The following is a 16,925-nucleotide window of genomic DNA, read 5'->3' as shown; positions in this document are numbered from 1 at the left end:
TATAGCTTAATTTTTTAAAAATTCGCAATAGAATATTCAATTACGCTAGTCCACATGCTACAAACATTTGCTAGTTCCATCAGATTTTCTATATTTGCTTTTATTAATGCCTCAAAAACAGTATCTTAATTATGCTTAACTTAAAGCGTTTAGCTTGTTTTATTTGCTTGTTTGCTACCTATCAAACAGCATTTTCCCAATTGGGATTTTCACATGAAATTGGCGTTATAGCGGGCCCTGTTCAATTTCGAGCAGATTACGGCCAAAGAGATAACTCTAGTACAAATTTTGAAAATTCAGGTTTTGGAATCGGTATTGTGCACTATTTAAATTTTGCATACCGAGCCGACTGTAATTGCTATACCACAGAATCTTACTTTAACGATCATTTTAAATTAAGAAACGAAATATCATACAACAAAAGTAATCTAGAACATGTTGGCAGATGGGTTGATGTCAATAAAAACTCTGATGATACGAACAGACTTAGAGGACACAAAGGTGTTGCCGAAAATTTTGATATCGGTACACAACTTGAATTTTACCCACTAAGCATTCGCGATTTTCAATCTTTTAGTCCAAGAGTAGCACCTTTTGTTAGTTTAGGAATTCACTACACAGCCTTTACACCAAGCGTGACTACAACTTACGCTAATCCAAATCCAACAGCAGTTGGAGATGTAACCGATGCTAGTAATTTTTACTCTCTTTGGGACCCAGGATCTGTAGATGCAACACCAGGCAGTACTTTTTCTACTGTAATGAGTCTTGGTATGCGTTACAAATTAGATCGCGTTTCAGATTTAATGATTGATTTTAGAGGCCAATTTTACTTTAGTGATTGGGTTGATGGGCTTAATCACCAATTAGACTATAATAAAAATAACGATTGGCTTATGTGGTTTAACGTTGGCTATATTTATTACTTAGATTAATAAAACTCAATTTATAAAATATTAAAAAGGCTTATATTTCACGGAGATATAAGCCTTTTTCAATTTAAATCCTCAACATAAGCTTCACTCATATTACAAAACATTTACCATTATGTTTTTATAAATATTAATAGCTTTTAATATGGTGTATTCAAATGCAATAATTATCTTTAATGTTGCTAAATAATACAATCCATGCTTAAAATAAACACGCTACTTACAATTTGTTGTTTCACTCTATTTTTTAGTTGTAAAGATGATGTAAACACCACTTTTGAAGATATAAATATCACGACCGAAAACAATAGCGTTGTTGAAGTTAACATACCTAAAGCGGTTGGTAACAAAACAGTTTCTAGTGTTATTAATTCTGAAATAGAAAAAGAGGTGATAGCCAATTTACATCTTGGAGAACCTAATGCAATTAATGCTAAATCTATAGAAGAAAGTATTAATAACTTTAATAAAGAATTTGAAACTTTCCAAACCGATTTTCCTGAAATTTCTCAACCATGGGAAGCTCAAATTGATGGCGAAATTATGTTCTCTTCTCCCGAAATTATAAGCTTGGCACTAACATCGTATATGAATACAGGTGGTGCACATGGCATGCTTAAAGTTTCTTTCTTAAACTTTGATGCAACTACCGGAAAAACAATTCCGAATAAAAACTTAATAAATGATACTGAAGTTTTTAAACAAATAGCCTTACCTTATTTTAAAGAAGCCACAAAAGATAAAGACATTTTTGAACCAGAATTAGACGCCTTTAAATTACCCGAAAATATAGGTTATAACGACGAAGGCATTGTTCTACTTTATAACGCATACGAAATTGCCCCATATTCAACAGGTATTATAGAATTTGAAATTCCTTTTAATAAAATTGAGAGCTACCTAGCCTTTAACAGCGCGCGATAAGGCAAGAATATAACCATAATGCATCCCTTCGTGAACTAAATCGAACGGTAATACATCATCAATACTTCTTAATGTATTTCCTGTAGTAGACACCGTATATTCAGTATAATTTTTAAAAACACCTGCTTTATAATCTGCTTCTAATTGCTTTATGGTAGAAATTAATAAACCATTAATTTCATCAACTTCAGCTTGAGTAACATCACCTTCTGGTTTACTATCTTTTTTGTATTTAACAATCATCTCATCACTAACAACCATTGGTAAGCCAGATAACTTATAAGCCAAAACCTGTGTAGTAACTACCATGTGAGCTATATTCCAAATAATATTATTATTGAATCCTTCTGGAATTTTATTTAAATCCTCTAAAGTATTATTTTCAATATGTTTTTGTGCCATGGCACGAATATTAGCTAAAACGTCGAATGTAAATTGCATGTTTTTAATTTTTGCATAAATATACTTCTAAAACCAAAAACAGTCTAAACAATTAAAGCATATTCTCTAATAAATTCTAAAATGAATTGGTTTAAAACTGAAAATTAACGTTATTTTGCTTCAAACAAAAAGTCATGAAAAAAGTATATTATTTAAAAACGTGTAGCACTTGTATTAGAATTTTAAAAGAGCTTAATATTCCTGCCGATTATATACTTCAAGATATTAAAACAGAACCTATAACTGTAGCTCAAATAGAAGAAATGCAAGCTCTTTCGGGCAGTTACGAAGCCCTTTTTAGCAAACGCGCCAAACTTTACAAAGAAATGGATTTAAAAAACCAAGACTTAACAGAGCGTGATTACAAGCAGTACATTTTAGAGCATTATACATTTTTAAGCAGACCTGTAATAATAAATGGCGATGCTATTTTTATTGGAAACTCTAAGAAAACAGTAGAATCTGCTAAAGGAAATCTTTAAGTTTTAATTTGAAACACCTTATTTTCTAATCACAGTTTTAATCATACTATGATCGGAATCTCTTGTGGCTATTTTTTCCGAATTTACCATAGTTAAATCTTTAGACACCCAAATATGGTCTATAGACAACAACGGAAAATTCCATGGCCAAGTTTCTCTAAAACCATTACCTTTTTTTGAAAAGAAGTGATTGTAATTTTGCTCTAAACGATCTAAAAACACAGACTCGTAAGGCGCATTAAAATCACCTAATACAACGGTATTGTTGGTGTTTTTAATAATATCGTTCGCAAATTTAAATTCCCAAGCTTTAGGCACATCAAAACTACCTTGCATATCTACAGCATAAAATTGAATACCTGCAGAACTAAACTTCACTATTGTAGAACTATACTTAGAACGTTGCTCCTCTTCAATATGAAGCGGTGTTTTTGAAAAAATTTCAATTTCGCCATTCGATTTATAAAAGTAATATTGAGGATATTTTGCTTTAATCCTATCGAAACTGCGTTTTTTAGGCTCACTTAAAACCATAATATCCGGAATAGATTCGTTCTCTTTAAAAGCCGACTCAAACCCATCGTCTCTAGAGGCATTCCAAAATACAACTTCAACATCGGTATCTTTTACTTCTTCTGTAAAACTGATACTAAAACTTCTAAAAAACCATACAAATAATAAAATACCAGCAAGAATAAGATTGTATTTTCTACGCTTTCCAAGAAAAACAGAAAACACCAAAACTAAAGTAATTATAATGGGTAAAGGAAATAAATAAAACCAGTAGGCGAATTTAAACGATGCATCTTTTACTAAAAAATGGAGTACTAATAAAGCAAGAACACATATTAGGTTTACTATAAATATGCCCGTACTTAATACCTTAAGTATTATCTTAAACCAACGCCTTTTGCTGCCCACCATGGATGTATTTCTATTTCTAAACGTTCCGCCTCAACCATAGGGTCGGCTTTAGCTAAACTATCGGCCATTTTTAAAGTTGGCACATTATATATGGTTATACCACTAATATCTCCATCGTCACCAAAAGGTCCCGAAATATCTGCATAACCTAACTCGTACATTTTTGATAAATACTCTAAATGTAATTTTTGTAAACGCTCACTCTCTTCTTCGTTTTGCATTTTAATAGCGCTCTTTTTTAAAAAGGCCATAAAATATTGCTGCATTAATACAGTATCCTGTGTTGTTTCATTAACATGTACATAGGTTTTAAACCCCTTAGCCGTTAATTCTTCTTTTATTTCTTTCAATGTTTTTTTAACAGGCTCTGCTGGTACTTCAACTATAATAGTATCTGTAACAGTTTTCCCTGGATCTTCACTGTTAGAATCTCCTTGCTTTGTCTCATTTTTACACGATACTAACAATAAAACACATAAAAACGGTAGTATTATTTTTTTCATAACAAATAAATATTAAGTTATTTAATCCAAGATTTAAAAGGGTGTTTACTTAACTGCGAATTGTAATATTTCACATCTCCAGTAACTTCGTTACCTAACCAGTCCGGTTTTATATACGTTTCGGTTTCGGTATTTAGTTCTATTTCGGCAACAATTAATCCAGAATTATCTCCATAAAACTCATCGACTTCATAAATATGCTGTCCTTGTTTTATTTCATAACGAGTTTTATCAATAATGGAAGGCTCGCATAGCTCCAATAAAGCTTCGGCTTCTTGCTTTGGAATCTCCTTTTCCCATTCAAAACGAGATAGGCCGCTTTTAGAACTTGCGCCTTTAATCGTTATAAAGCCTTGCTCCCCTTTTAACCTCACTCTAACCGTACGTGCTTTATCGGTATTTAAAAACCCTTGGCTAATTCGAGTTTGCTTAAAAGCTTCTTTTTTAAAAGCTTCAGATTTTACTAAAAATTTACGTTCTATTTCTATCATATAAAATTCCGCGAAAGCGAAAATATTTTAAAAATATTAAGTTTAGGAATTGCCCTTAAATATGAATTGATAAATTTACGCTATGTTAACCGATTTACCAATAAGAAAAATTATTCATGTGGATATGGACGCCTTTTATGCGTCTGTTGCGCAATTGGATAATCCTGATTTAATTGGTAAAGCCATTGCTGTTGGCGGAAGCGGAAGGCGTGGCGTAATTAGTGCCGCCAGTTACGAAGCTAGAAAGTTTGGTGTAAAAAGTGCCATGTCTGGAAATCTGGCCGTTAAACTTTGTCCGGAATTAATTTTTGTAAAAACCGATTTTGAACGCTATACCTCTATATCTAAAAAGATTAGAAAAATATTTCTAGATTATACCGATTTGGTAGAACCACTTTCTTTAGATGAAGCTTACCTCGATGTTACGCAAAACAAAAAAGGAAACCCAAGTGCCTCTATGATTGCCGAAGAAATAAGAGCACGCATTTTTAATGAAGTAGGTTTAACAGCTTCCGCAGGAATTTCGATTAATAAATTTATAGCAAAAATTGCCAGCGATTACAATAAACCTAACGGACAAAAAACAGTAAATCCAGAAGAGGTTATTCCGTTTTTAGAAACGCTAGATATTAGGAAGTTTTATGGTGTAGGTAAGGTTACTGCGGAGAAAATGTATCAAAAAGGCATTTTTACAGGCATGGATTTAAAACAGAAATCGATAGAGTTTCTAGATGAACACTTTGGGAAATCGGGTAGCTATTATTACAACGTAGTTCGTGGTATACATACTAGTGAAGTGAAACCAAACCGGATTAGAAAAAGTTTAGCTGCAGAACGTACTTTTAGTGAAAATTTATCTTCGGAAGTTTTTATGATGGAGAAACTAGAACAGATTTCTGAAGAAGTTACCAAACGCTTATTAAAAAGCAAAGTTGCAGGAAAAACAGTAACTTTAAAAATAAAGTACAGCGACTTTAGTTTACAAACGCGCAGCAAAACACTACCCTACTACATAAGTGATAAAGACATTATTCTAGAAACAGCAAAAGATTTACTTTATCAAGAAAAAATGAGTAACTCGGTGAGATTACTAGGCATTTCTCTTTCCAATTTAAATACAGATACTAAAAAAGCACCAGAACCAAAAAGTGTTAGCGCACAGCTAAAATTTGGATTTTAAAAGTTTAAGATATTTATTAAAAATCACTAAAACTTAACTTTATTCAACAACTTCTATCCATTTTTTTGCTTATCCACTCATCTAATTGTATAAATTCAGGACACTTCACTATTTAGAATAATTAAAAATAAATACAAAAAACTTAAATATTCTTAATGAGAGTATCGATTTTTTTGCAAATAAAAAGCAAATCTGCCTTTACCTTAAATTATCATCAAATCCGTTATCTTTATTTGGACTGAATACAAATAAGAGTAATTTTGTAAAAAAATTACTCATGCCATCAGTAAAAATATTTTCAACTTTCTCATTGTTTTTCTTAAGCATTTTGGCTTTTAGTCAAAACGGAGATTTATATGGTAACGTTAAATTTGATACCAAAGAGCCTGTTTTAGGAGCCTATATTATTTTAAAAAGTTCTAGTTTTCAAAAGGAAGCAAACTCTGATATTAATGGTGATTTTTACTTTGAAAATATTCCTTACGGAAATTATACACTCCAGTTGCATTCTTTAAATGCCGAAGTTAAAACTATTGATATTACCATAAATACTTCAGAAAAAAACCTTGATGTTACATTAACTTTTTCCTCGTATCAAGATTTAAAAGAAATACAAATTGCGGGTAAAACCTTAAAAAGACAGATTGAAGATAAAGGCTTTGCTGTAAATGTTATTAAAACAAAAGAAGCCAGTATTAGAAATATTCAAACAAACGATTTACTAAACACTACGGCTGGTGTAAAAATTCGTCAAAATGGTGGTTTAGGTTCTAACGTAGAATATAGCTTAAACGGCTTATCGGGTAGTTCGGTTAGAATTTTTATTGATGGTGTTCCAATCACTATGTATGGTTCTTCTTATAGTTTAAACAGCATTCCGGCTTCAATGATAAAAAACATAGAGGTTTACAAAGGTGTTGTTCCTGGGCATTTAGCAGACGATGCTTTGGGTGGAGCCATTAATATAGTACTTCATAATTCAACTAAAAATTACTTAAACGCTTCAGCTTCTTATGGATCATTTAATACTTTTCAAACCAATGTAAACGGCTTATATAGATTCGAAAAATCTGGTTTTACGGTTAAGGCGTCGATGTTTCATAATTATTCTGATAATGATTATAAAGTTTCAGGACGAAGCGTTGTTGTTACTGGTTTAGGTGGTGCACAAACCCCAATTACTGCAAGACGATTTAATGATGCCTACAGATCTACAGGTGGCATGGCACAAATTGGTTTTACAAACGTAAAATGGGCCGATCAATTTTTTGTTGGAGTTACAAGTTCCGATGACTATAAAGAAGTTCAACACGGCGCTTTTATGACTATTACACCATACAAAGATCGTTTTTTAGAGTCTGATGCTCTACTTGGTAATTTAATCTACAAAAAAAGAGACCTATTTACTGAAGGCTTTGATGTAAATGTAAATGCTTTGTACGGTAAACGAAATAGAATTGTGAATGATACTGTAGCGGCTGCATACAGTTGGAATGGAGAAAGAGCCATAGATTTTAGAGGAGATGAATACGAATATACTTGGGGCTCTCAACAAGAAGGAGGACCAACTCTAGCAAAAATAGAAAGGAACGTCGCTGCTGTTAGAACCGGACTATCTTATACCATAAACGAACATCACAAAGTATTATTCAACCATGCATACTCTAGTATTGAAAGAGAAGATAGCGATGCCTTAAGGACGGTTTTAGAAAACACCTTCATGGGTACTAGAGATTTATATAAAAATATTTTTGCTTTAACCTACGAGTTATCTGCTATTAACAACCAATTAAAAACGAGCATATTTGGTAAATACTATAGCCAAAAAACTTTGAGTATCGATCCTGCCATTGCAACAGATAGTGAAGGAAATGATACCGTAGTTGATGAAACTGTAAAGGCCAACAACAAATACGAAGGTTTTGGTTTTGCAGCCTCTTATGCCATTACACCAACAGTTAGCTTATTAACATCGGCCGAAAAAGCGATTAGATTACCTAACGAAACGGAAGTTTTTGGTAACGATGGTGATAATGTTGTTGCAAACCCAAGCTTAAACCCAGAGGTTAGTAATAATTTCAATATAGGTTTTAGATTTGGTAGATTCAAAATAAAAAAACATGCTTTTACCATTTCAACCAATGCTTTTATAAGAGATATAAAAGATAGAATTGGATTACCTATAGAAACATCTTTAAACGTGGATGACGAATTAATTCTATATGTTAATCAGGGTAATGCAAAATCTAAAGGTATAGACGCACAGCTTAACTATACGTACAATAAAAACTTAGGTTTTAATTTTAATATATCTCGTTTCGATTTAACAAGCGAAACTACCAACGGAACAGAGTTCGATATTCCGAACACACCATTTTTCACAATGAATGGTAGTTTGAGATATTCATTCAAAGAGCTTATTCAGAAAAAATCTTTATTAAACCTTTTCTACTCCGTGTATTTCACAGACGAGTTTTCATACTTAGTGTCTCAAGGCTCTAACACCGTTGGCGACGATTTCTTTAAAGTACCGGAGCAATTAGTTCACGATTTAGGCCTTACCTACTCTTTTCCTAATAGAAGATTAGCGATGAGCTTCGATATTAAAAACATTTTCGACGAACCCGTTTACGACAACCTTTCGGTACAAAAACCAGGACGTGCTTTTTATCTTAAACTGAATTATACAATCAATAAATTTTAATTAACTCTAAAAACATGAAAAAACAAATTTTAAACCTTAAAACCTTAGCCTTGCTATTTAGTGTTTTATTACTAGCCTTTAGTTGTAGTGATGATGATGCTCCAAAAGAAGTTGTAGATGAAGAAACTGAAGACGTTAGCAGATGGATAACTGTTGCTGCCGCAAGAATGGGAGAAAACCCAGGCGATGGAAATGGTGGAACTTTAATTTACTCTATTAGCAGTGAAGATGCTAAAGACCCAACCGTTTCTATTGAAGCTTTTGAAAATGGATTTATTGCACCATCAAATAGAACGGCACGTTTACAATCATCTGAAGATGGTAGTACTATTTTTAACATTAGCTACGCCGGTGACACTGGTGGCAACTATACCAAATACCTTGTAGAAGGCGGACAAACCTTTACACAAACCGGAACAGAAATTAGTATTGCGCCTTACGTAGGAACGGCTCCAAGATGGATTAAATTATTCGATGGCGATCAAACAGGTGCTGCCGTTTACGTTTCTACAGAACATGAAGCTGATGCTGATGGTAACTATACTAGAACTAACGCTACCATTGGTGTGGTAACTTTAGATTTAGAAAACTCTTTAATTAATAACTTCCAAGAGCACGATGTGGCATTAACTGATGAAGAAGAAGCTCTAGGATACTATATTTCTAGAATTGATATGCCAACTTTAAATGCTGCTGGCGATAAATTATATATTGGTGCACGTTTAAGTAAAGTTGACCCTGCCACTACTGAAGGCGATAGCGATTATGAAATTTTAGGATCGAAAACTATTGTCTTAGATTATCCATCACTTTTAAATCCATCAGTTATTACATCGACTGTAGGACACGGTAATACTAACGGATACCGTAGTATTAATGCTTTTCTTTATGACGGAAGTGTTTATCAAGCTAACCAAAGTGACCCAGAAGGTTCTCATATTTTAAAAATTAATTCGGATAATGAATATGATAACTCTTACGATTTTAATTTAGATGATGCTCTTGGTGTTGAAGGCGCTTACATTCTTGCATGGAGACCAGCATCTAACGGAAAAGCTGTAGTAGCCTATCGTCACAACGGTTCTGCCGAAGGTGTTGCTGGAGCTCAAGGATTTTTTGCTCTTGTTGATTTAGATGCTAAAACGGCTCAAAAAATTGAAGACATTCCATATCACGAAGATTTCTACTTATTCCAATACCAAGGTTTTGTAGTGGATGGAACAGAAATATACCTAACTCAAGCCCCTGTTGGACAAAATGGAAACATCTACGTTGTAGATACCGAAACAGGTGTTGTAACAAAAGGTGCAGAATTAGTTAATGTAGAAGGAAGTCACTTTATTGGAACGTTCTAATAAACAAAACACATATTTACAAACAAAAACGGCCAATAGATTTAAATCTATTGGCCGTTTTTAATATATAAAACTTAAGTTTTTAAAGACTACAAGTTGTAATTTCTGAAACTCTTAACGTATTAACCATTCCTTTATCTTGAATTGGCATAGCAGCTAAACTCACTAACATATCTCCAACTTCTAAATAACCTTGCTTACAAGCTATAGCATTAACATCTTCGATAGTTTCGTCGGTGCTAACAAACTTATCATAATAAAAAGCACGAACACCCCAAAGTAAACTTAAACGCGTTAAGATTCGCTTATTTGATGTAAATACTAAAATATGACATGAAGGTCTCCAAGCCGAAATTTGAAACGCTGTATACCCACTATTTGTTAACGTAGAAATAGCACTTGCATCAATTTCGTTTGCCATAAGTGCAGCATGATAACAAATTGATTTAGTAATATATCTATTAGTTCTAATATGCGGAGGTAATTGTGGTACTTGAATTAAATCAGAATCTTCAACATTCTTTAAAATGTTACTCATTTGTCTAATCACTTCCACAGGATATTTACCAACTGAAGTTTCACCAGAAAGCATTACAGCATCGGCACCATCCATAACAGAATTGGCAACATCATTTACTTCAGCTCTTGTTGGTGTTAAACTATCAATCATAGTCTCCATCATTTGCGTCGCAATAATTACCGGAATTCTAGCTTTTTTAGCACGCAAAACCAATTGTTTTTGGATTAACGGAACTTCTTCAGCAGGAACTTCTACACCTAGATCACCACGAGCAACCATAATACCATCACAATGTGTAACAATTTTATCGATATTCTCAACAGCCTCTGGCTTTTCTATTTTAGCTATAATTGGAATTTTATGAGTTCCGTGTTCCGCGATTAAATCACGTAATTGCATTAAATCTTCAGCATGACGCACAAAAGATAAGGCCATCCAATCTACATCTTGCCCAATGGCAAAAATAGCATCTTCGATATCTTTTTCTGTAAGTGCAGGCTGAGATATATTTGTGTTAGGTAAGTTTACCCCTTTTTTAGATTTTAATGGTCCACCTTGAACAACTTTGGCTAAAACCTCGTTTTTTCCATTTGTAGAAACTACTGTAAAAAGTAATTTTCCATCATCTAAAAGAATACGCTCTCCTGGTTTTGCATCTTGTGGAAATCTATCATAAGTCATGTAAACACGTTCCTTATTTCCAACAAAACGTTCGCCTGTAGCAAAAATAATTTCATCACCCGGATTTACAACAACATCTTCCTCCATAACTCCTACACGAAGTTTTGGACCTTGTAAATCTGCTAAAATAGCGGCAGTAAAACCAAACTCTTCGTTTAACTCACGAATCATGGTGATACGCTCGGCTACATCCTTATAATCGGCATGAGAAAAGTTAATTCTAAATACATTAACACCTTCCTCAAGCATGCCTTTTAATACTTCTTTTGTGCTTGTAGCTGGTCCTAGAGTTGCTACTATTTTGGTTTTTTTTCTTGTTGCCATTAGCTAAAAATTAAATTGTCTTTTGATTTTAATTGAAATGTATCAATACTATAAGCTGTTGCAATTTGAGGAATTTCCAATATAGTGTCTAAAATATATTTTTCTTTACTCGAACTGAACTCGTTTTCTATTTTCAAAAAGTAGTTAACACGCTTATATTCTGGTATTAAATGAGTTGTTTTTGTTATTTTTTCTTGATTTTCAAATAAAGACCCAAAACTAATTTCTTGTAAACTCTCTGTTTTACAAGTATTAGAAACTAAACTCCAAGTAGTTAGTTGCTTTTCATCTTCCCATTCAAATATAGAATAGTTAGATTTTCCCTTGTTAAAATCTAAATCTTTAGATCTCCTAGCAAGCTTGATCTTTAAATGTTTATTAAGAAGAAAGACCAATCTGTAGTCCTCAAGTGTACAATGCATTGCTACTAATGTGTATGCCACATCGTCAAAAACATCATCAAGCATCAGTTTATGAACAGCCATAACTTCCTATTATTATTTGTAAATATAGTATTTATAACAATTACTAAATACATGTTTTAACGAATCTTAATAAGAATCGATACTAAAACGTTATAGTTAATTGTTTTTTTCAGTTAAGCTGAAGTTTCGCTAAACTGATTTTGAAATTTTACTCTGAAACACAAAAAAAGCACGTTTAGAAGCTTTCTCTTCTGCTTTTTTCTTTGAAGTCCCTCGTGCTTTCGCAACGACTTTATCGTCTATAGATAGTTTTACCGAGAAATGCCTAACATCATCATTTCCAGTATCTTCATAAACATTATACCCAAAAGTTTTCTTTTCTTTTTGGCACCACTCTATCAGTAAACTTTTATAGCTTATTACTTTCCCTTCTAAGGTTGCAATATCTACATAAGGTAGAATAACTCGAGTGTAGATAAACTTTTCACAATACTTATAACCTCTATCTAAAAAAATAGCGCCAACTAAAGCTTCAAATAAGTTACCATGAATATTATCGCCAAATTGGCCTTTAGGTATTTTACTTTCAACTAAAGTAATTAACCCTAAATCTTTACCCAACTCATTTAAATGCTCTCTACTTACAATTTTAGAGCGCATTTTGGTTAAATATCCTTCATCACCACTTGGAACTTCAAGATATAAATGAGATGCTATAACAGCACTTAGCATAGCGTCTCCCAGAAATTCTAATCGTTCATAATTAATAGCATTGCCTTCGCTATCTTTTATGTTCATAGAACGGTGGGTAAAAGCCTTTCTAAAATATTTTATATCCTTAGGTTTAAAACCAAGGATTTGATTTATTTCCATAAAAAAATTCCCGCTGCGTTTAAAACGGGAATTTAATATGTTACGAATGTATTTCATTCGGGATTTAATCTAATTTTTTGAATACTACACAGGCGTTGTGACCGCCAAATCCAAATGTATTACTCATTCCTACTTTTATGTCCCGCTTTTGTGCCTTGTTTAAGGTTAAATTTAATTCAGGATCTATACTTTCGTCTACAGTAGTATGGTTAATGGTTGGAGGTATAACTCCGTTTTCCATTGCCAAAATAACCGAAATTGCTTCAATAGCACCTGCTGCACCTAATAAGTGCCCAGTCATAGATTTTGTTGAATTAATATTTATGTTTTTAGCGTGACTTCCAAAGATCTCTGAAATTGCTTTTAATTCTGCAACATCACCTAAAGGCGTAGATGTACCATGAGTATTAATATGGTCTATATCTTCCGGTTTAAGTCCTGCATTTTGCAAGCAATTTTTCATAACCGCTACAACACCAATACCATCAGGATGTGGCGCCGTCATGTGGTAAGCATCAGAAGATAAACCTCCTCCAACAAATTCCGCATAAATTTTTGCGCCTCTAGCTTTTGCATGCTCATATTCTTCTAGAATCAGTGCGCCAGCACCTTCTCCCAAAACAAAACCATCACGCGTTCCATCAAATGGACGTGAGGCTGTTTCTGGACTTTCATTTCTAGTCGATAGTGCGTGCATAGCGTTAAACCCGCCCATACCTGCAATAGTAACTGCTGCTTCACTTCCGCCTGTAACAACCACATCACAATGCCCTAAACGAATAATGTTTAAAGCATCAAACATAGCGTTAGCCGAAGATGCACATGCCGAAACCGTTGTATAGTTTGGCCCCATAAAACCATGTTTTATAGAGATGTTTCCTGGTGCAATATCAGCAATCATTTTAGGAATAAAGAAAGGGTTAAAACGTGGCGTTCCATCTCCAGCAGCAAAGTTTAATACTTCGTTCTGGAAGGTTTCCAATCCACCGATGCCTGCTCCCCATATAACGCCTACTCTTAATTTGTCAACTTCATCTAGATTCAATTTAGCATCTTCAATGGCTTCATCTGCAGCTACCATAGCGTATTGTGCAAATCGATCCATTTTTCGAGCTTCCTTTCTATCAAAAAAATCTGTTGCGTTAAAGTTTTTCAATTCGCAAGCGAACTTTGTTTTAAACTTTTCGGCGTCATAATATGTTATAGGCGCAGCACCACTTTTACCACTAATTAAACCTTCCCAAAATTCGTCTTTGGTATTGCCAATTGGTGTTAAAGCCCCTAATCCTGTGACTACAACTCGCTTTAATTCCATAAAATATTTTGCTTATTTTGCTGCTTCGATGTATGATATAGCTTGACCTACTGTTGCAATGTTTTCAGCTTGATCATCTGGAATTTGGATATCGAATTCTTTTTCGAATTCCATTATTAATTCCACAGTGTCTAAAGAGTCTGCTCCTAAATCGTTTGTGAAGCTAGCTTCAGTTACAACTTCATTCTCGTCTACTCCTAATTTATCAACGATAATAGCTTTTACTCTTGATGCAATGTCTGACATAATTTTTAATTTTAAGTTTTAATTAGTTGGCAAAAATAAAAAACTTTATTTTTAAAACACACCTTTACCTTAAAAATGTGTGTGTAATTTACTAAAAATAGTTTTAAGTATTTCTCTTTTACCTTCTAATTGTTAATATTTATTCTTTTTTTTGTTTGAATAATTATTAAACACATTGTCTGTAAATGAAACGAATTGTAATTTTTGCGTCCGGGAGTGGTACTAATGCTGAAAATCTAATTAAGTTTTTTCACAACAGAGAAAATGCTTCTGTTATTCAAGTGTTAACTAACAATCCTCATGCCAAAGTTTTAGATCGTGCAAAAAAGCTAAAGGTTAGCGCACTTTCTTTTAACAAAATAGCAATATCTGAGACCGAAGACGTTTTAAACATATTAAAAGCCGCCAAACCCGACCTAATTGTACTAGCAGGTTATTTATGGAAATTCCCAGACAATATATTAGCAGCCTTCCCTAATAAGGTAATTAACGTGCACCCAGCTTTACTGCCAAATTACGGAGGAAAAGGTATGTACGGCATGCACGTGCACAATGCTGTTATAGCTAATAAAGAGAAAGAAACGGGTATTACCATACATTATGTAAATGAACATTATGATGAAGGCACTGTTATTTTTCAGGCAAAATGTAATATAACGGAAACCGACACAGCCAATGATGTTGCTGCAAAAATTCACCAATTAGAAATGGAGCACTTTCCACAGGTTGTTAACGATATATTATCTAAATAACTTTAAAAACTCAATTTTAAACAATTACCACTTTCGTGAAAAATGCCAAAGTATGTCGAAAAAAAAGAAATTTTACACCGTTTGGAAAGGTCATAAAACAGGGGTTTTCGAAAAATGGAATGCTTGTAAAAAACAAATAACGGACTATCCCGGCGCACAATATAAATCGTTCCCAACCTTAGAAGCCGCTCAAGAAGCTTTGGAAGGCAATTATTTTGATTACATTGGGAAAAGCAAAGCTTTTAAAAGCGAACTCTCGCACGAGCAACTAAAAAAAATAGGCAAACCAAACTATAACTCTATTTCGGTAGATGCTGCCTCTAGCGGAAACCCAGGCATTATGGAATACCGCGGTGTAGACACTAAAACAAAAAAGCAACTCTTTATACAAGGTCCTTTTCCGGAAGGCACCAATAATATAGGCGAATTTTTGGCCCTTGTTCACGGCTTGGCTATTCTTAAAAAAAATAATAGCGATCGTATTTTATATACCGATTCGCGAACAGCAATGAGTTGGGTGCGTAAAAAAACGTGCAACACTAAATTAGAGCGTAATGCTAAAAACAAACCGGTTTTCGATTTGGTAGATCGCGCCGTAGACTGGCTTAAAAACAACAGTTACAACACCGTAATTGTAAAATGGGAAACGAAGGCTTGGGGAGAAATTCCAGCCGATTTTGGACGTAAGTAAAAGCAATTATTCTTCTTTTAAAACATTTATCTTAGCAATTTTCATTCAAATTGAACATTAAAAATAATAAGGATTAAGCATATAAATAACCTATATTTGCAGAAAATTATCAAGAACTTTCATGGGTAAATTAGTAATAGTTGGTACAGTAGCTTATGATGCTATTGAAACACCATTCGGTAAAACCGATAAAATTTTAGGTGGAGCAGGTACTTATATCGGTCTTTCTGCATCTAATTTCGATGTAGACTCTGCCATTGTTTCTATTGTTGGCGGCGATTTTGAACAAAAATATTTAGACTTACTTTCTAGTAAAAACATCGACATTTCAGGTATTGAAATCGTTAAAGAAGGTAAAACGTTTTTTTGGAGCGGAAAATATCATAATGATATGAATTCTCGCGATACCTTAATAACAGAGCTAAATACTTTAGAAGATTTTAACCCAGTTGTACCAGAAAATTATAAAGATGCAGAAGTGGTTATGTTAGGAAACTTACATCCACTCGTCCAATCTAGTGTTTTAGATCAAATGACGGTTAAACCGAAATTAGTAGTTTTAGATACTATGAATTTCTGGATGGATATCGCTTTAGAAGATTTAAAAAACGTTATAAAACGTATTGATGTGATTACCATAAATGATGAAGAAGCAAGACAATTAACCGGCGAATACTCGCTAGTTGTTGCTGCGAAAAAAATTCATGAAATGGGACCAAAGTACGTTGTTATTAAAAAAGGAGAGCACGGCGCATTATTGTTCCATAACGAACAAATGTTTTACGCACCAGCCTTACCTCTAGCAGAAGTTTTTGACCCAACTGGTGCAGGAGACACCTTTGCTGGTGGCTTTGCTGGCTATTTAGCAAAAACAGGCGATGTATCTTTCGAGAACATGAAAAACGCTGTAGTTTACGGTTCTGCTTTAGCATCCTTTTGTGTTGAAAAATTTGGCACCGAGCGCATGGAGAATTTGTCGCACAGCGAAGTGCAACAACGACTGATGCAGTTTAAACACTTAACGCAATTTGAAATAGAATTAACATAAACTAACGCGCCCACAATTTGGGCGCGTTTTTAATTGAATATATTTTCTTGAGACCAAATCTCGAGACCACCATTAAAATATAATTCCTTTGGAAACCAAGGGGTTTAAAAAAAG

18 protein-coding genes are annotated in these 16,925 nt (G+C 33.7%); 9 read left to right on the top strand and 9 right to left on the bottom strand.

All coding sequences use genetic code 11. The features are described 5' to 3' along the window. The first annotated feature begins 131 nt into the window (after positions 1 to 131). Both DFQ06_RS11450 and DFQ06_RS11445 read left to right on the top strand, forming a co-directional pair. A complete protein-coding gene (locus tag DFQ06_RS11450; protein WP_133967812.1) occupies positions 132 to 935 on the top strand; it encodes a THC0290_0291 family protein in 804 nt (267 codons plus the stop codon). A 195-nt stretch (positions 936 to 1,130) separates the two neighbouring features. Further along, positions 1,131 to 1,856 (top strand): DUF3298 and DUF4163 domain-containing protein, encoded by a 726-nt coding sequence (locus DFQ06_RS11445; RefSeq protein ID WP_133967810.1) that lies wholly within the window; start codon positions 1,131 to 1,133, stop codon positions 1,854 to 1,856. On the opposite strand, the gene DFQ06_RS11440 is transcribed toward DFQ06_RS11445, so the two are convergent. Then, positions 1,833 to 2,297, bottom strand: a complete 465-nt coding sequence (locus tag DFQ06_RS11440) for a DinB family protein (protein ID WP_133967808.1) — start codon at positions 2,295 to 2,297, stop codon at positions 1,833 to 1,835. The two genes, DFQ06_RS11445 and DFQ06_RS11440, sit on opposite strands and share 24 nt — an antisense overlap. Before the next feature lie 134 nt (positions 2,298 to 2,431). Here DFQ06_RS11440 and DFQ06_RS11435 point away from each other — a divergent pair, with 134 nt between their 5' ends. After that, positions 2,432 to 2,779, top strand: coding sequence for an arsenate reductase family protein (locus DFQ06_RS11435; RefSeq protein ID WP_042504029.1), 348 nt, complete (start codon positions 2,432 to 2,434; stop codon positions 2,777 to 2,779). Between the two features lie 18 nt (positions 2,780 to 2,797). Here the strand turns inward: DFQ06_RS11435 and DFQ06_RS11430 are convergent, their stop codons facing one another. Genes DFQ06_RS11430 through DFQ06_RS11420 form a run of 3 tightly spaced genes read right to left on the bottom strand, consistent with a single transcriptional unit; the run spans position 2,798 to position 4,697 of the window. Further along, positions 2,798 to 3,703, bottom strand: coding sequence for an endonuclease/exonuclease/phosphatase family protein (locus DFQ06_RS11430; protein WP_133967806.1), 906 nt, complete (start codon positions 3,701 to 3,703; stop codon positions 2,798 to 2,800). Next, positions 3,670 to 4,206: a YciI family protein gene (locus tag DFQ06_RS11425; protein WP_133967804.1), complete on the bottom strand. Its 537-nt coding sequence runs from the start codon at positions 4,204 to 4,206 to the stop codon at positions 3,670 to 3,672. Before DFQ06_RS11425 ends, DFQ06_RS11430 begins: the two co-directional genes overlap by 34 nt. Positions 4,207 to 4,223: 17 nt before the next feature. Further along, positions 4,224 to 4,697, bottom strand: a complete 474-nt coding sequence (locus DFQ06_RS11420; protein ID WP_042504034.1) for a CYTH domain-containing protein — start codon at positions 4,695 to 4,697, stop codon at positions 4,224 to 4,226. 82 nt (positions 4,698 to 4,779) lie between these two features. On the opposite strand from DFQ06_RS11420, the gene dinB reads away from it, so the two are divergent. From dinB to DFQ06_RS11405, 3 genes are all read left to right on the top strand, one after another. After that, positions 4,780 to 5,877, top strand: coding sequence for a DNA polymerase IV (gene dinB, locus DFQ06_RS11415; protein WP_042499502.1), 1,098 nt, complete (start codon positions 4,780 to 4,782; stop codon positions 5,875 to 5,877). 277 nt (positions 5,878 to 6,154) lie between these two features. Next, the gene (locus DFQ06_RS11410) at positions 6,155 to 8,581 is read left to right on the top strand and encodes a TonB-dependent receptor (RefSeq protein ID WP_133967802.1); all 2,427 of its coding nucleotides are present in this window, start codon (positions 6,155 to 6,157) and stop codon (positions 8,579 to 8,581) included. 14 nt (positions 8,582 to 8,595) lie between these two features. Continuing rightward, the gene (locus DFQ06_RS11405) at positions 8,596 to 9,936 is read left to right on the top strand and encodes a hypothetical protein (protein ID WP_133967800.1); all 1,341 of its coding nucleotides are present in this window, start codon (positions 8,596 to 8,598) and stop codon (positions 9,934 to 9,936) included. An 82-nt stretch (positions 9,937 to 10,018) separates the two neighbouring features. Here the strand turns inward: DFQ06_RS11405 and pyk are convergent, their stop codons facing one another. The 5 genes from pyk to DFQ06_RS11380 form a co-directional block, all read right to left on the bottom strand. Then, positions 10,019 to 11,461 carry a pyruvate kinase gene (gene pyk, locus DFQ06_RS11400; protein WP_074937490.1) on the bottom strand — a complete coding sequence of 481 codons (1,443 nt, stop codon included), beginning with the start codon at positions 11,459 to 11,461 and terminating at the stop codon, positions 10,019 to 10,021. After that, positions 11,461 to 11,946, bottom strand: coding sequence for an IPExxxVDY family protein (locus tag DFQ06_RS11395; protein WP_133967798.1), 486 nt, complete (start codon positions 11,944 to 11,946; stop codon positions 11,461 to 11,463). The genes pyk and DFQ06_RS11395 overlap by 1 nt, the downstream gene beginning before the upstream one ends. Before the next feature lie 129 nt (positions 11,947 to 12,075). Continuing rightward, the gene (rnc, locus tag DFQ06_RS11390) at positions 12,076 to 12,816 is read right to left on the bottom strand and encodes a ribonuclease III (RefSeq protein WP_042504038.1); all 741 of its coding nucleotides are present in this window, start codon (positions 12,814 to 12,816) and stop codon (positions 12,076 to 12,078) included. Between the two features lie 7 nt (positions 12,817 to 12,823). Next, positions 12,824 to 14,074 carry a beta-ketoacyl-ACP synthase II gene (gene fabF / locus DFQ06_RS11385; RefSeq protein WP_042504040.1) on the bottom strand — a complete coding sequence of 417 codons (1,251 nt, stop codon included), beginning with the start codon at positions 14,072 to 14,074 and terminating at the stop codon, positions 12,824 to 12,826. Positions 14,075 to 14,086: 12 nt separating this feature from the next. Beyond that, positions 14,087 to 14,320 carry an acyl carrier protein gene (locus DFQ06_RS11380; RefSeq protein ID WP_007647141.1) on the bottom strand — a complete coding sequence of 78 codons (234 nt, stop codon included), beginning with the start codon at positions 14,318 to 14,320 and terminating at the stop codon, positions 14,087 to 14,089. Positions 14,321 to 14,505: 185 nt separating this feature from the next. Here DFQ06_RS11380 and purN point away from each other — a divergent pair, with 185 nt between their 5' ends. The 3 genes from purN to DFQ06_RS11365 all read left to right on the top strand — a co-directional run bounded on the left by purN (position 14,506) and on the right by DFQ06_RS11365 (position 16,811). Then, the gene (gene purN, locus DFQ06_RS11375; RefSeq protein ID WP_133967796.1) at positions 14,506 to 15,072 is read left to right on the top strand and encodes a phosphoribosylglycinamide formyltransferase; all 567 of its coding nucleotides are present in this window, start codon (positions 14,506 to 14,508) and stop codon (positions 15,070 to 15,072) included. 52 nt (positions 15,073 to 15,124) lie between these two features. Further along, entirely contained in the window at positions 15,125 to 15,763 is a 639-nt protein-coding gene (locus DFQ06_RS11370; RefSeq protein ID WP_042504045.1) for a ribonuclease H1 domain-containing protein, read from the top strand. Positions 15,764 to 15,884: 121 nt separating this feature from the next. Then, the gene (locus DFQ06_RS11365; protein ID WP_042499491.1) at positions 15,885 to 16,811 is read left to right on the top strand and encodes a PfkB family carbohydrate kinase; all 927 of its coding nucleotides are present in this window, start codon (positions 15,885 to 15,887) and stop codon (positions 16,809 to 16,811) included. Positions 16,812 to 16,925 lie beyond the last annotated feature (114 nt).

Source organism: Algibacter lectus (assembly GCF_004368925.1).
Lineage (GTDB): Bacteria > Bacteroidota > Bacteroidia > Flavobacteriales > Flavobacteriaceae > Algibacter > Algibacter lectus.
Note: the sequence above shows the minus strand (reverse complement) of the source record. Positions and strands in the feature narration are given on the sequence as shown.